The 13,630-nt window shown below is 42.0% G+C and carries 12 protein-coding genes and 1 riboswitch; of the genes, 6 read left to right on the forward strand and 6 right to left on the reverse strand.

Annotation, left to right across the window (positions count from 1 at the left end):
• The first annotated feature begins 200 nt into the window (after positions 1-200).
• Positions 201-725 (forward strand): META domain-containing protein, encoded by a 525-nt coding sequence (locus tag MN869_RS04090; protein WP_241304688.1) that lies wholly within the window; start codon positions 201-203, stop codon positions 723-725.
• A gap of 36 nt (positions 726-761) precedes the next feature.
• Here the strand turns inward: MN869_RS04090 and MN869_RS04095 are convergent, their stop codons facing one another.
• The 3 genes from MN869_RS04095 to MN869_RS04105 form a co-directional block, all read right to left on the reverse strand.
• Positions 762-1,478, reverse strand: coding sequence for a glycerophosphodiester phosphodiesterase (locus MN869_RS04095; RefSeq protein WP_241304689.1), 717 nt, complete (start codon positions 1,476-1,478; stop codon positions 762-764).
• A gap of 21 nt (positions 1,479-1,499) precedes the next feature.
• Positions 1,500-2,087: a cob(I)yrinic acid a,c-diamide adenosyltransferase gene (locus MN869_RS04100; protein ID WP_241304690.1), complete on the reverse strand. Its 588-nt coding sequence runs from the start codon at positions 2,085-2,087 to the stop codon at positions 1,500-1,502.
• 104 nt (positions 2,088-2,191) lie between these two features.
• On the reverse strand, positions 2,192-4,036 hold the full coding sequence (locus MN869_RS04105; protein ID WP_005322434.1) for a TonB-dependent receptor: 1,845 nt from the start codon (positions 4,034-4,036) through the stop codon (positions 2,192-2,194).
• Between the two features lie 36 nt (positions 4,037-4,072).
• Positions 4,073-4,287: riboswitch (cobalamin riboswitch) on the reverse strand.
• A gap of 119 nt (positions 4,288-4,406) precedes the next feature.
• Between MN869_RS04105 and MN869_RS04110 the strand changes: the two genes are divergently transcribed.
• The 3 genes from MN869_RS04110 to MN869_RS04120 are packed head-to-tail and all read left to right on the forward strand — an operon-like array spanning position 4,407 to position 6,798.
• Positions 4,407-5,063 (forward strand): phosphoribosylanthranilate isomerase, encoded by a 657-nt coding sequence (locus MN869_RS04110; RefSeq protein WP_241287200.1) that lies wholly within the window; start codon positions 4,407-4,409, stop codon positions 5,061-5,063.
• Positions 5,047-6,276 (forward strand): tryptophan synthase subunit beta, encoded by a 1,230-nt coding sequence (trpB, locus tag MN869_RS04115; protein ID WP_065343939.1) that lies wholly within the window; start codon positions 5,047-5,049, stop codon positions 6,274-6,276. Before MN869_RS04110 ends, trpB begins: the two co-directional genes overlap by 17 nt.
• 9 nt (positions 6,277-6,285) lie before the next feature.
• Positions 6,286-6,798, forward strand: coding sequence for a DUF1543 domain-containing protein (locus MN869_RS04120; protein ID WP_033133867.1), 513 nt, complete (start codon positions 6,286-6,288; stop codon positions 6,796-6,798).
• A gap of 61 nt (positions 6,799-6,859) precedes the next feature.
• On the opposite strand, the gene MN869_RS04125 is transcribed toward MN869_RS04120, so the two are convergent.
• Positions 6,860-8,635 (reverse strand): bifunctional metallophosphatase/5'-nucleotidase, encoded by a 1,776-nt coding sequence (locus tag MN869_RS04125; RefSeq protein WP_241304783.1) that lies wholly within the window; start codon positions 8,633-8,635, stop codon positions 6,860-6,862.
• Positions 8,636-8,851: 216 nt separating this feature from the next.
• Between MN869_RS04125 and MN869_RS04130 the strand changes: the two genes are divergently transcribed.
• Positions 8,852-9,847 carry a DUF2804 domain-containing protein gene (locus tag MN869_RS04130; protein ID WP_241304691.1) on the forward strand — a complete coding sequence of 332 codons (996 nt, stop codon included), beginning with the start codon at positions 8,852-8,854 and terminating at the stop codon, positions 9,845-9,847.
• Between the two features lie 58 nt (positions 9,848-9,905).
• Here the strand turns inward: MN869_RS04130 and MN869_RS04135 are convergent, their stop codons facing one another.
• Positions 9,906-10,781 carry a metal-dependent hydrolase gene (locus MN869_RS04135; RefSeq protein ID WP_005206151.1) on the reverse strand — a complete coding sequence of 292 codons (876 nt, stop codon included), beginning with the start codon at positions 10,779-10,781 and terminating at the stop codon, positions 9,906-9,908.
• A 116-nt stretch (positions 10,782-10,897) separates the two neighbouring features.
• On the opposite strand from MN869_RS04135, the gene MN869_RS04140 reads away from it, so the two are divergent.
• Complete coding sequence (locus tag MN869_RS04140) at positions 10,898-11,920, forward strand: AraC family transcriptional regulator (RefSeq protein ID WP_241304692.1); 1,023 nt, start codon at positions 10,898-10,900, stop codon at positions 11,918-11,920.
• A 335-nt stretch (positions 11,921-12,255) separates the two neighbouring features.
• On the opposite strand, the gene MN869_RS04145 is transcribed toward MN869_RS04140, so the two are convergent.
• Complete coding sequence (locus MN869_RS04145; protein WP_241304693.1) at positions 12,256-13,587, reverse strand: Na+/H+ antiporter NhaC family protein; 1,332 nt, start codon at positions 13,585-13,587, stop codon at positions 12,256-12,258.
• Positions 13,588-13,630 lie beyond the last annotated feature (43 nt).

Below are 13,630 nucleotides of genomic sequence, written 5' to 3' on the forward strand. Positions count from 1 at the left end.
CTCCTAAAAACCTTGTTTGCACAAGATAATAAAACTAAACGAGATAGCAAAACCAATCATGACGATATATTGCTATTTTATCACTGATATTAGCATGTCCAAATCAATTAGCACTAGCATTATTCTACAGTTGTATCGAAAGAACAGTAACAGAATTCATTTGTAAAATTAATCAATGAATTAAAAGGTGAAATAAATCAATGTCTGAGCAAATTACCATGAAAAATCCCATTTTTTCTTTGAAGGCATTTTTTAACAAAACTTTAATATTCTCTGCTGCAGTCATGCTTGCAGCATGCCAAAGCCAGCCCAAACCTGTGCAAAAAAACACCTTGCAGCCCAAGCGAGTAACTCAGCCACCAGCAATGCAAGTACGTAAGAGTACAGATGGTGTTCAGGATATCGAATGGCAGATTACAACGATTCAGGGCAAGCGAGCACTGTTCTTTAACCAATATCCAAGCTTCTTGCTTAACTCTGTTTCAAAAATGGTGACAGGGCATACTGGGTGCAACAATATTTATGGTCGTTATAAATATGATTTCACCCAGCGTAAATTGGATTTTGATGTAATGGCACAACATCAGAGTTGTAATCGTGCTCTAGCACAAGAGGCCGACTTGATGGATGCAATTCAGCGGATTGAGCGTTTTCAATTGGATGGGGCAAACTTATATTTATTAGATGCTAAAGGGCAACGTCTTATTCAGGCGCAACGTAAATAATAAAATAAAAAAGGCGGAATTTATTCCGCCTTTTGCTTACTTCAAATGCTGCAACATCGTGGTGGGTACATCGGTAATCAAACCTTGAATGCCCAATTGCTGAAGATGTTTGGCACGTTCAACTTCATTCACTGTCCAGACACTAATTTCAAGATTGGCCTGTTGGGTCCGTTGAATAATCTCATCTGTTGCTAAGGCATCTCCCCAGCCAATTTGACCGCAGCCATATTGCTGTGCCAGTTCGATTGCATATTCCCCGATGGGAATTTCCACCAACAGCCCGCGTTTAAAATGGCTCTGATGTTGCTGCAATACTGCCAAGATTTTGACATCAAAACTGGTAATGGTCGCGGTTGCTTCAAAACCTTTTAAATCTTGATGCAGTTGATAGACCAAACGCTCAGCCGCAGTTTCATCTGCAACGGCCTTAATTTCAACTTCGATATGCTCAAAATCGGTTAAACAATCCAAAACATGCGGTAGGCTTGGTGTGTATTCTTCAAATGCCCATGCCTGCCATTGATGGCGGTGATCGAATTGTTGGGCTTCTACTAAGCTACAGTTTTCTACCTGTTGTGAACGACCTGCAGTACGGACAAAATCATCATCATGAATCACCACCAAGTGGTCATCTTTCAGTTGGCGCACATCAAATTCAACGGCACGTACACCTAAATCATGCAGATAGCGGAATCCACCTAAGGTGTTTTCAGGCGCTTCGCCACGCGCACCACGATGACCAATAATTCGCATCTTTATCTACCCAACAAATGATTATGCTTGATCGATACTGTCATTAATATTCTTTTGCCACAACACTTCGTTCCCACCTTCAGCACGTTGTAAGGCACGCGAGGCAACAAATAACCAGTCTGATAAGCGATTCAGTAATTGTAATGCGGTTGCCTGAATATTTTGGTCACGATGATGTACTGATAATAGCGCACGTTCTGCACGACGGCACACTGCGCGAGCTTGATGTGCATAACTACAAGCTAAAGTACCTGATGGCAAAATAAAATCTTTTAACATCGGCAGTGATTCATTCATGTGATCGATTTCTTTTTCGAGGAACTCGATGCATACAGGTTGAAGCAGGTGGTAATTTGGAATACACACTTCGCCACCTAGATCGAACAACCAATGTTGAATCAGGCTTAAGCTTTTATCCCAGTGTAGTTTATTTTCAACTTGGCTGGCACTGATTTGTGCGCGAAGCACGCCAATGGTTGCATTGAGTTCATCAACATCACCTAAAGCTGCGATGCGCAAATCATCTTTGGCAACGCGAGAACCATCCCCAAGACCAGTTGTACCTGAATCCCCTGTACGGGTATAGATTTTACTTAAACGATGTCCCATAGTTCTGTTTCTCTGATCCTAAAAATAAAAAGGGGATAATGTCGGTCAGAACATTACCCCGAAACTGGAGTTAAGAAAATATTTTTTATTATTTTATCACGCGATTAATAACGGAATGTGACACCCGCAGAAGCTAGGCGACCTGTATTAATGTACCAATCATTCGAAGGATAGGTGTTTAATACCTCACGATACTCAACATCGCCTACGTTTTGAATGTTAGTAAATACCTTCACATTTGGATTGATATTCCAATAAGCATTTAAATCTACGGTTGCATAACCAGGTACTCGAGTCGTATTTGCCGAGTCTGCATAAGATTTAGCACGTGCGATTACTGAGGCACTGATCCCATAAGTTGCATTTTCTAACCCTGTACTGACTGTTAAGGTTTGACGTGGGCGATAAGCAATTTCTAGATCAGTCGCTTCATTTTCTGTTCTTACGTAAGCATATTGTGTTGATAAAAATAAATCATCTTGATGCCATTTGATACCAGCTTCGCCACCTGTGAAATTTGCTTTCGCTACATTTTTATTTGTACCGGCATTATAGGTAATGAGGTTTTTAATCTTTGTATGATAAACAGAAAGATTAGTACTGATATTCGGTGTGATATCGTAATCAGAACCGATTTCATAAGAAGTGCTTTCTTCTGGGGCAAGGTTTTCGTTGCCACCCCATTGTGAATAGAGTTCATTTAGTGTTGGTGCGCGGAATGCGCTACCAATATTTGCATAAACACTTGCATTAGGTAAGAAATGATAACGAATTGCAGCTTGTCCAACTGTATGATCGCCAAAACGTTCATTGTCTTCTAAACGAACACCCACTTGCGTATCAAATTGTTCATTTTTAAATTGATGTTGTAGGTAATAGCCTGTGCTATCAACACTCTGATCACCTTTCAGAATTGTGTTGGTTTTATAATTTGCATCCGTGTAGGTTGCACCAATTAAGACGTTTTGATTTGGTGTGAATTTCCATTTTAGGTTTAAATCACCTTCGTTATTTTCAGTGTCATAATGCGAGCCATAAGCGGGTACATTTTGCTTGTCTTGAGCATTTGAATAACGTGCGTTGACGATTAAATCAGGCAAAATATTGTAGGAAACTTTGGCATTAATGACGCGATTTTCAAATAAACGCTGTGCTGTATTGGTAATATAGTCATTACTGAAAATATTAGTTCCCTTATTTTCACTAATCGATGCAGAAGCATCTATGGTATTTTCTTGATAAAAACCGACTTTGGCATGATAGCCTTTTTGGTCATAACTTGCTTTTTCATTTTTAGCTTGGCTTTCAAAGATACGAGTGCCATCGCTTTCTAAGCGTTGGCCACCTACTTGTGCATAAAAACCTTGATCAGTAACTAAATTGGCATTGGCAATCGTTTTATAAGTATTATTTTCCCCATAAATACCTGTTAAATCTGCCCCTGTTTTTTCAGGTTTTTTTGAAATTAACTGAACAACACCGCCAATTGCATCACTACCATATTGTACAGATGCAGGTCCCTTTAAGATTTCAACTTGTTGAACATCGGTTGTATCTAAAAAAGCTGGATATAGTGGGCCAAGTTCATTTTGACTATTTAGGCGAGCACCATCTTTAAGAACGAGTGTGTGAACTGATTTGGTGCCACGAAGTGAAATCTCAGAAATTTGTCCTAAGCCACCACTTTGTTTGATATATACCGATGGATCACGTTGAATCACATCAGATATATTTAATAAAGGATTTTGTTCAATTGTCTTTTGATCAATTACAGTTAGACGTGCAGGAACATTCTTTAATTTTTCCTCAGAACGAGATGCTGTCACAACAATCGTATCTAGCGTCGCAGTTTTATCGCTGGATTGATCTTGAGCAAAAGCAGGTGAAGAAAACCCCATCGCAATAGCGATAGCACCAACTAAACGAGTCGGTTGAAAAACAGTAGACATGATGTCGCTCCAGACATTCACCCATCGTGAATGATAATGTGGAAATAAACAACAAGCAGGTCTCCGGACTTCACTATAATCATCAAATGAATGATGTTACTCATCATCTTCCCACATCATACCGATGCAGTGATTTGGCGTTGAGCTGAGATGAGTGATTCGGTGTTACCGTTGCGAGGGCAGTGTTGGACTTACACCAACTTCCCTATAAACAAAAGAATTTGCTTTAGACTTGTTGCAAGATTACGCAAAGTATAAAGTGTTAACGTTTTTTAAACAATTGCATTTCCGAATGAACTTTGCCCAAAGCAAGTCAAATTGCATTACAATGCGAGAGTTTCAAAAATATTCAGTTTTAATTGGACAGCTCATGCGCCAAAGCCAAATGCGAACCCGCGCCAAGATTTGTGGAATTACCCGAGCACAAGATATCCACGCCGTTGTAGAAGCAGGGGCAGATGCGATTGGTTTTGTGTTTTTTCCACCCAGTCCACGACATGTTAGTATTGAGCAAGCCCAAACTTTGGCAAAGCTGGTACCCCCGTATGTGCAGTTGGTCGGCTTATTTGTAAATGCCAGTGCTGAAGAAATCCAAACGGTGCTTGATTCCGTTCCTTTAGATGTATTACAACTACATGGCGATGAAACACCAGAACAATGTCAATTAATTGCAACACACTGTAAACGCCGTTGGTATAAGGCCATTCAAGTCAAACCTGATTTAGATGTTGTGGCTGAAATCAAGCGCTATCAAGCAGCGGGAGCCAGTGCAGTCTTGTTAGATGCATGGCATCCTGAATTGAAAGGCGGCACAGGGCATAGTTTTGACTGGACCCAATTTCCCCAACTAGATATTCCACTCATTTTGGCAGGTGGTTTGACCCCTGAAAATGTCAGTGAAGCTATTGATACTACAGCGGCATTTGCTGTAGATGTCAGCGGAGGCGTCGAGTCCGCAAAAGGTATAAAAGACCAACAACTGATTGAAAAATTTATGCAAGGAGTCCAACGTGGATCAGCAAAATAACGTGATTGACTACACCCAGTTTCCAGATGCGCAAGGGCATTTCGGTATTCATGGTGGACGTTTTGTATCAGAAACGCTGATGGCTGCACTTGAAGACCTCGAAAGTCTTTATGGTCGTATGAAGAATGATGCACAGTTTCTAGCAGAGTTTGACCGTGATCTTGCGTTCTATGTTGGTCGTCCTAGTCCACTTTATTATGCTGAGCGATGGTCTCAGCACCTCGGCGGTGCGCAAATTTACCTGAAACGTGAAGACTTGAATCATACTGGATCGCACAAGGTCAATAACACCATTGGTCAGGCTTTATTGGCAAAGCTGTCGGGTAAAAAGCGTATTATTGCGGAAACAGGCGCGGGTCAGCATGGTGTGGCGACCGCAACCATTGCAGCACGTTTAGGCATGGAATGCGTGGTGTACATGGGTGCTGAAGACGTGAAACGTCAGGCTATGAATGTCTACCGTATGCGTTTGTTGGGTGCAACGGTGGTGCCAGTACAAAGCGGTTCAAAAACTTTGAAAGATGCCATGAACGAAGCAATGCGTGATTGGGTCACCAATGTGGATAGCACCTATTATGTGATTGGTACGGTGGCTGGCCCACATCCATATCCGCAGCTTGTTCGCGATTTCCAGTCAATTATTGGTCGTGAAGCGCGTCAACAAATCCAGCAACAAGCAGGGCGTTTACCTGATGCTCTTGTGGCTTGTGTAGGTGGTGGTTCAAATGCGATGGGCTTGTTCTATCCATTCCTGAATGATCAAGACGTGAAAATGTACGGTGTTGAAGCTGCAGGTTATGGCATCGAAACAGGTAAACACTCTGCGCCATTAAATGCAGGCCATGTGGGGGTGTTACATGGCAACCGTACCTATTTGATGTCTGATGAGCAAGGTCAGATCATTGAAACACATAGTATTTCAGCGGGTCTGGACTATCCAGGTGTTGGTCCTGAGCATAGTTTCTTAAAAGACATGAACCGTGTGGAATATGTGCCAATCAATGATGATGAAGCCTTACAAGGTTTCCGTGATCTCACCAAGATTGAAGGCATTATTCCTGCGCTTGAAAGTTCACATGCGATGGCTTATGTCACGAAACTCGCGCCAACCATGTCGAAAGATCAAATCATTATTGCAACGGTTTCAGGCCGTGGTGATAAAGACTTGATGACGGTTGCGCGTATTGATGGCGTTGAAATGGTCGAGATGTAAGTTTTTACAATGCCAAGTTTGTTTATGGTGATGTTGGGTGGCCGACATGCTAGAGCCAATACCGAAGTCCATGATGTGGTAATGGCAATAGGTGAATCATTGTCTGAAGTCATACCTCAGCTCAAACAAGCTTGGTTTGGTGAGTCGAAAGGCTTACATATCGATGCTTGGGCACAGATTTCAGGTGTTCAATCACAAGGTGTGAATTATCAAATTCAGTTTTCCGATGCCGCACCGTCGGCTTTGGATGAAAAATTATATTTGATCAACTTAGGTGGATATTCACTGAATACTTTTGGTGAATTACATAGCTATCATTTGGTGCTTGCACCAGATGCTGTGATTGCAAAACAGTTGGGTAAACAATTTATCGAACAAGATTGGCATAAACCGCATACCGATCGTGTGGTGGATGTCGATGATTGTATTCCAATTGATCATGTTGCAGGGCGTTATATCCATTTAGTTCAAGGTGAGTTTAGCCCAACAATTTGGGAAAATACTTATCTGACCTTGGATTAATCGACAGATAAAATGAAAACAGGGAAGCAATTGCTTCCCTGTTTTTTTATTGCGTATGTAGTTAAGGAATCAATTTAATTCGATCGGTTTTCGGTGCATTCAGCGGTGAGTATTGCACCACATATTTTTCTAAGGCATCGATATCTTGTCCGCCACCGACTGGATTTTTACCTTCTTTTAATACCGTGAAGTTATCACCACCATCAGCAAGGAAACTGTTGACCGTCACACGATAAACCTTACTATCATTCAGCGATTGTCCTGCAACCAAGATATTGCTGGCGCGTGGTGAAGTCGAGTTGTCTTTCTTATATGAATAACTGAACTCTTTGGATGGCTGTAAGATACGAACTGTGGCTGCGTTTGCACCTGACCATTGCTGTTCTAACACATCACGAATCTGTTTGCCTGTTAGGCTTAGCGTCACAATTGAATTGCCGAATGGCTGAACGGTAAATACATCACCAAAGGTGATCTGATTACTGCTATTTACCAACAAATCAGCACGGACACCACCAGGGTTCATCAAGGTAAAGTCAGAACCTTGATTACTTGCTGTTAGTGCCATGGCTTGTTGTGCATCAGCAATTAAGTTTCCGAGTGGACTTTCACCACTTTCGGTGGCATTACGATTAATCACAGCATTGGCTGTACCGACCACACGGGCTGAAATGGTGGTGACGGCCTGACGATATTTATCCAGAATCGCCTCAATGCTTGGGGTTTTATTAAATTTTTCGTATAGATCCGTCAAGTTCACTGTGGTTGTACCAGAAGTATAAGCTTCACTTTGAATTGGAACTTGTTTGGCATCCTTCTTAATCACATCACCTGTTTTACCATCCAGTTCTAACTGAATATTGGTAATGGCTGTGCCGTATTGGCCCGCAGAAGTAAGTAAGAACGGTTTTTGTGGATTCTTAGTGGCATAGTCACAGATATAAGACTGATGCGTGTGGCCAGAAACCACCACATCGACTGCAGGATCTAAGCGATCGAGGATACCGAGTAATGGGCCACTGAGGCCATCACAGGTTTTTTTATTAAACTTGGTACTAGGTGCAACACCTTCATGCACCACCACCACAATCGCTTCAATCCCTTGTTTTTTTAACTCAGGAATCAAGGCATTCACAGTATCTGCTTCGTCATGGAAATCGACATCTTTGATGCCCGCCGCGGATACGATGCTTGGTGTCGCTTTCAGAGTCATGCCAATAAAGGCCACTGGAATGCCACCATAGGTTTTGACTTTATAAGCAGGGAACAAGGTTTTCTTGGGATCAGCCTTCATTGAGACATTGGCAGCCAAGAAATTGAATTTGGCCCCCTCAAATTTTGGATTGATCTGGCAGGGTTTTGCACTGGTATATTGCTGACAGCCACCATTTTGCAAACGACGTAATTCATCTGTCCCGCGGTCAAACTCATGATTACCAACGGCATTGAAATCAATCTGAATATCATTCATGGCTTCAATAGTGGGTTCGTCCAAGAACAACGAGGACGTGAGTGGTGAAGCACTAATCAAGTCGCCTGCTGAAACCACTGCATTGTTTGGATATTGCGCACGTAGCTTTTTAATTGCGTCAGCAAAATAACTGACTCCACCAACAGGAATACGTACGGTTTTACTGTTATCAGTTGGATCATCTGCTTCAATGAAACGTTTTGGTGGTTCTAAATTACCGTGAAAATCATTGAAGGCGAGAATGTTGATATTCTGATTTTTACGTTCAACGGTCGGTGTCTCGTTATTGTCATCATTGTCGTTACAAGCTGTTAAAGCAAGCATCATGAGACAGAGCACGTTTGCTTTTAATAGTCGTTGAGTCATCATGGTTTTGATCGAGTGGTATAAGATTGTTTTTTAAAATAAAAGGTCTGTATGAATATTTGATGAAATTGTGAGCTAAAAAAGTCCATTAAGGGCTTGGATTTATCCGGTAAAATGTGAATTTCGTTGCAGTTATTTATATAAAAATAGTAGTAAATTTGATCACTTACAGTCTATTATGGGCGTAGATGCGACCTAGCAATCATGGAATATAAAATGGATTTGATACAAGCCAATGGTCAACCGCGTTACGGACGTTTTGAGCAAGTCCCTTCGCGGATTAATCTGGACGACTATATTTATAAAACGCCTTTTGGGCAGGTGCTAACAGGCTGGCGCAAACAACTTAAATATAAAAAATTTAAATTCTGTGGTTTGCAGCATGAGCACTACAGTATTGGGGTTGCGATTGTTGATTTGTCTTGGGCAGGGCATGGTTTTTTCTATGTCTATGATCATCAGTCTAAGAAAGTGATTGAGTGGAATGCGATTCAACCCTTGGCATTCAAAACACAACTCGATGAACAGCCCTTATTTAGTCAAAGTCATTTTAAAAAATCGGCTTATCAGTTTGATATGCAACATGCCAATGGGGTGCGCTATATCCAAGTGACCAAACATGGTGAAGTACAACTGAAAGCCCGAATTTTTTGTGCGGGCACGGATGCCTTAAGTTTGTGTAGCCCGACGGGGATTAATGGCTGGACCTATACCCAGAAGCAAACCACATTGGCAGTTGAGGGATTCTTTATCAGCCCTGATCGACAACAGATTGAATTTAATGCACATAGTCTTGCTGCTTTGGATGATACCTGTGGGTTTTTGCGCCCTGAAACAGCTTGGTTTTGGTTGTCTTGTCAGTTCCGTGATGCGCAGGACCGTCGGATTGGCCTTAACCTGGCTTCAGGAGTTAATGAAAGTTTTGGTAATGAAAATGCCTTGTGGGTGAATGGACGTTTGTATCCACTGACGGATGTTTTATTTGAACAGCAAAATGAAAACACTTGGTCGATTCGTTCTTTGGGTGGATGTTTAAACTTGATGGTGGAAACAGGCTGGTGTCGTTTTGAAAATATTAATCTGCGTTTGATCGGTAGTCAGTTTAATCAATGGCAAGCCAAAGTCAGCGGTACGATTGCACATGAACAGGTGGAGTTAGTGACCTTAGATAATGAATATGGCTTATTAGAACAGCATTATGCGAAGTGGTAGCGAGTGAAAGAAAAAATCCCCTCAATTGGAAGGGGATTTCTTTATGTCTAATAATGAACTAAAGCCCTGCCTGCCAAAATGCTTCACCTGCTGCAATTGGGTCATTGGTCTTAGCTAAAGTATCAATCCAGACATCATACTGGCGAATAACAGGATGTTGATTTGGATGAAAATCCTTTTTAAACCAGTCGCTATATTGTGCTCTTTTCGCTGTTAAAATACCGTTACGACCAAAGAACCACGGTAAACCTTTACGTGCCATATCAAAACGTTGTCTTAAATTAAAACCATCGGTTTTAAGCATCACATCAGTACGATACAAGGTAAAGCCAAACATCATCACTGTGGTGAACACTAGGGCAAAGCGACGGGTGGCTTCAGGCACTTCACCGACTTCACGCATCACATCAAAAGCCACATCACGATGTTCCATTTCTTCAATCGCATGCCACGCAAAAAGTGCACGGACAAAAGGATCAGCTTCTGCCAAAGTTTCTTTTTTACTATAGAAGGTATCGGCCATCAGTGCGGTTAAATGCTCTGCTGCTGCGGTCATGGCAATGTTGTATTGCGGAGAACGGTTCTTGAGTTCAAAGCGAAAGATTTTCTTTAAACGCGTGGTGAACTGATCTACAGGCATGCCTTGATCTTTCATGACTTGGTTCATTTTGTCATGTGCAATGCCATGTTGTGCTTCCTGACGGATAAAATCAGCAACACGTTCCTGCAAGTCTGGATCATCAATTTTGTCACGGAATAAACGGACACATTCAATAAAGTAGCGCTCGCCATCAGGGAAGGTGAGGCTTAAAGCATCAAACATACGAGTACGGAACGGATCACCCCCAAACCAGAAGCGTGGTGCTTGGTCGAGGTGGAAGTCCAGTTTCGTTCTGACAACAGGATCAACTTGATAGGAAACATGTGCATTCATCTTGACTATTCCTTGTTTTTCTTCATGCACTCAGTATGGAAAAAGTCCGATGAAATGTTTTGACAGTTACAGCCAAGTTTTATACAAATAACGACAGATCAGGATGAGATTGGCGTATGTCAGTTAAAATAATCATTGGATATTTACGACTGTTTAATCGTGTTTTACAACAGGAACAAATTGATTTGTCTAAAGTTGTTGCACCTGAACTTTGGCAAGCCTTTCAAGCCTGTTTGGAAAACCCCGATGAGCGTGACTTTGATGTCGAACGCTACGCCTTATTGTTACAGGCTGCTCAAGCACACTTTACTCGTCCGATTACATTGGTATTGGCCGAGCATGCCAATTTACAAGATTTGGGGCTGATGGGCTATCTGGCATCGACCAGTATTGATCTACAACAAGCACTTCAACTATTACAACGCTATTATTCTCTGGTCTTTAAACAAACCAATTTAGAACAACTCGATGTGCAGCAATTTTCTGAATATATTCAAATTGTTTGGAGTGCATCCTATAGTGACTATCGGGAAATGTACGAGTTAAATTTGGCCTTGATCTTTAAAATTTCACAATCGATTGTGCAAGATGCTTTAGTACCACCGCAGATGATCCAATTTGGCTATGCACCGCATACCGCGCTTTATCATTTTGAAAAGTTTTATGGTTGTCCGATTCAGATTCAGCAGGGGCAATATGCGATTCGCTTTTCCAATCAAATTTTAAAGGCAAAAAGCATTGCCGCAGACCAGCAACTGAACCAAGTCTTATCCACTCAAGCGCAGCATTCATTGAATAGCGTGAGTTCTTTTGAAATCCAACAGCAGCAATTTCGCCAAAAGATACATGGCTTTATCGAGCAAGGTTTATTGCAGCAGGAAGAGGTGTTGCAAAGTTATGTAGCCAAGCGTTTGCATTGTTCGGAACGGACGCTACAACGTCAGCTTAAAGCCTATGAGTTAAATTTTCAGAATGTGCTGGATCAATATCGTTTGGAGCAGAGCAAGCTGTATTTGCAGCAAGGTAAGTCTTTTTCTGAGATTGCGGAGCGACTGAATTATGCCGATCAGAGTGCGTTTGGGCGGGCGTTTAAGCGTTGGACAGGAGTTACTCCAAAACAGTTTTTAAAGTCTCTTTAGATTTTAAATGAATCTTTCCACTGGGCGTAAGTCTTATTTAAATAGAAATTTTCTCAACAGAGTCTTGCTGTATTCTCACCTAATTATTGGATAAACCACTACGCCTTGCACTTTAGTTGAAATATATTTCAACTTTGTTCAGGTTCGACCTGAGAAGCGTTTAAAGCTTCGCAAGTGTTTTGGCAAAAGTAGGCAAAACCATTGTCATTCACATGAGGAGCGATTGAAGCTCCGCAAGGTTCACTTCCTCGTTCTTGCGCTTCACCAAAGCTTCAGTCGCTTTGGCTTGCTCAGGTTGTGAACGACATTTCCGAGTCTCGTATTTTGCACAGGATTTAACGTGTTTTGAGGCGTGGATAATTAAAGACAATTGCAAGGACTGCGCAAATTGCAAGGATCCAGCAATAATAAATATTGCCAATCAATTCAACGGGCGAAAGTTTGGCAATCGAACAGGCCAACAGTAGTTGCGCACCGTAGGGAATAATTCCTTGAACCACACACGAGAAAATATCCAGCAAAGCCGCACTGCGTTTAGGATCTACGCCATATTCTCTTGCTACTTCACGCGCCATATCGCCCGATAAAATAATCGCAACCGTATTATTGGCGACAAAGAGATTCGAGAAAACCACCAGAAAGCTAATCCCTAATTCACCAGCACGTTGTTTACCGAATTTGAATAGGCGTGTAATGGCATAGATACGTTGGATCAACCACTGCAAACCACCTTCTTTTTGCATCAAGGTGGATAACCCACCGAGTAACATGGAAAGTAATGCCACCTCAAACATGCTGACAAAGCCATCATAAATCGCACTATTCAGTTTGAGGAGGTCAAAATCTGGCTTTTCAATTAAGCCCATTAGCCCTGATAAAATCACTCCGATCATTAGCACGGCCAAGACATGCAGACGGGTAAAAGCGAGGAAAAACACAGCCAGATAAGGCAGAATCAGCCAGAGATCATAAGGGGTTGATTGAATCGATTCCGCCTCATGGCTCATTGAAATATAGACCAGCAAGGTAATAATGGCCGCAGGGAGTGCAATCCAGACATTGACTCTAAACTTATCTCTGAGTTCGACATTCTGGCTACGGGTTGCAGCAATGGTGGTGTCTGAGATCATAGATAGATTGTCGCCAAACATGGCACCACCGACTACGGCACCAATGGCATAGACAGGTGCAATATCCGTGGCTTGGGCAAAACCAAAAGCAATTGGGGCACAGGCGGCAATGGTGCCCATTGATGTTCCCATTGCCGTTGCAATAAACGCGGCAATGATAAACAGCATGGGTAAGACAAATTCTGGTGAAATAAGTGAAAGCCCCAACTGTACCGTCGCATCGACGCTGCCAATGGCACTGGAGACATTGGCAAAAGCGCCGGCCAGCATGAACACCATAAACATTAGAATCAGATTGGGGTGACTGGCGCCTTGCAAAAACTCTTCAATTGCTGCATTTAGTTTTTGTTTATATAACAACAAAGCCAAAATCACGGCTGGAATAGCTGCAACAGGTGCTTTGACTTGATAGAAGGCAAATTCTGTCCCAATCATTGAATGATAGAGACCACTCCCGAGAAAGATGATCAAAAATACCAATAGCGGTAGCAAAGCAAGGGCATTGCTTTGTACTTTTTCCTGAGAGTGGGCAGACATAAAAATAAAAAGAAAACTTAAAAATTGCGGCTAGTATAAAGGA

It is taken from the genome of Acinetobacter sp. NIPH1876 (assembly GCF_022808535.1).
In the GTDB taxonomy this organism is placed as follows: domain Bacteria; phylum Pseudomonadota; class Gammaproteobacteria; order Pseudomonadales; family Moraxellaceae; genus Acinetobacter; species Acinetobacter higginsii.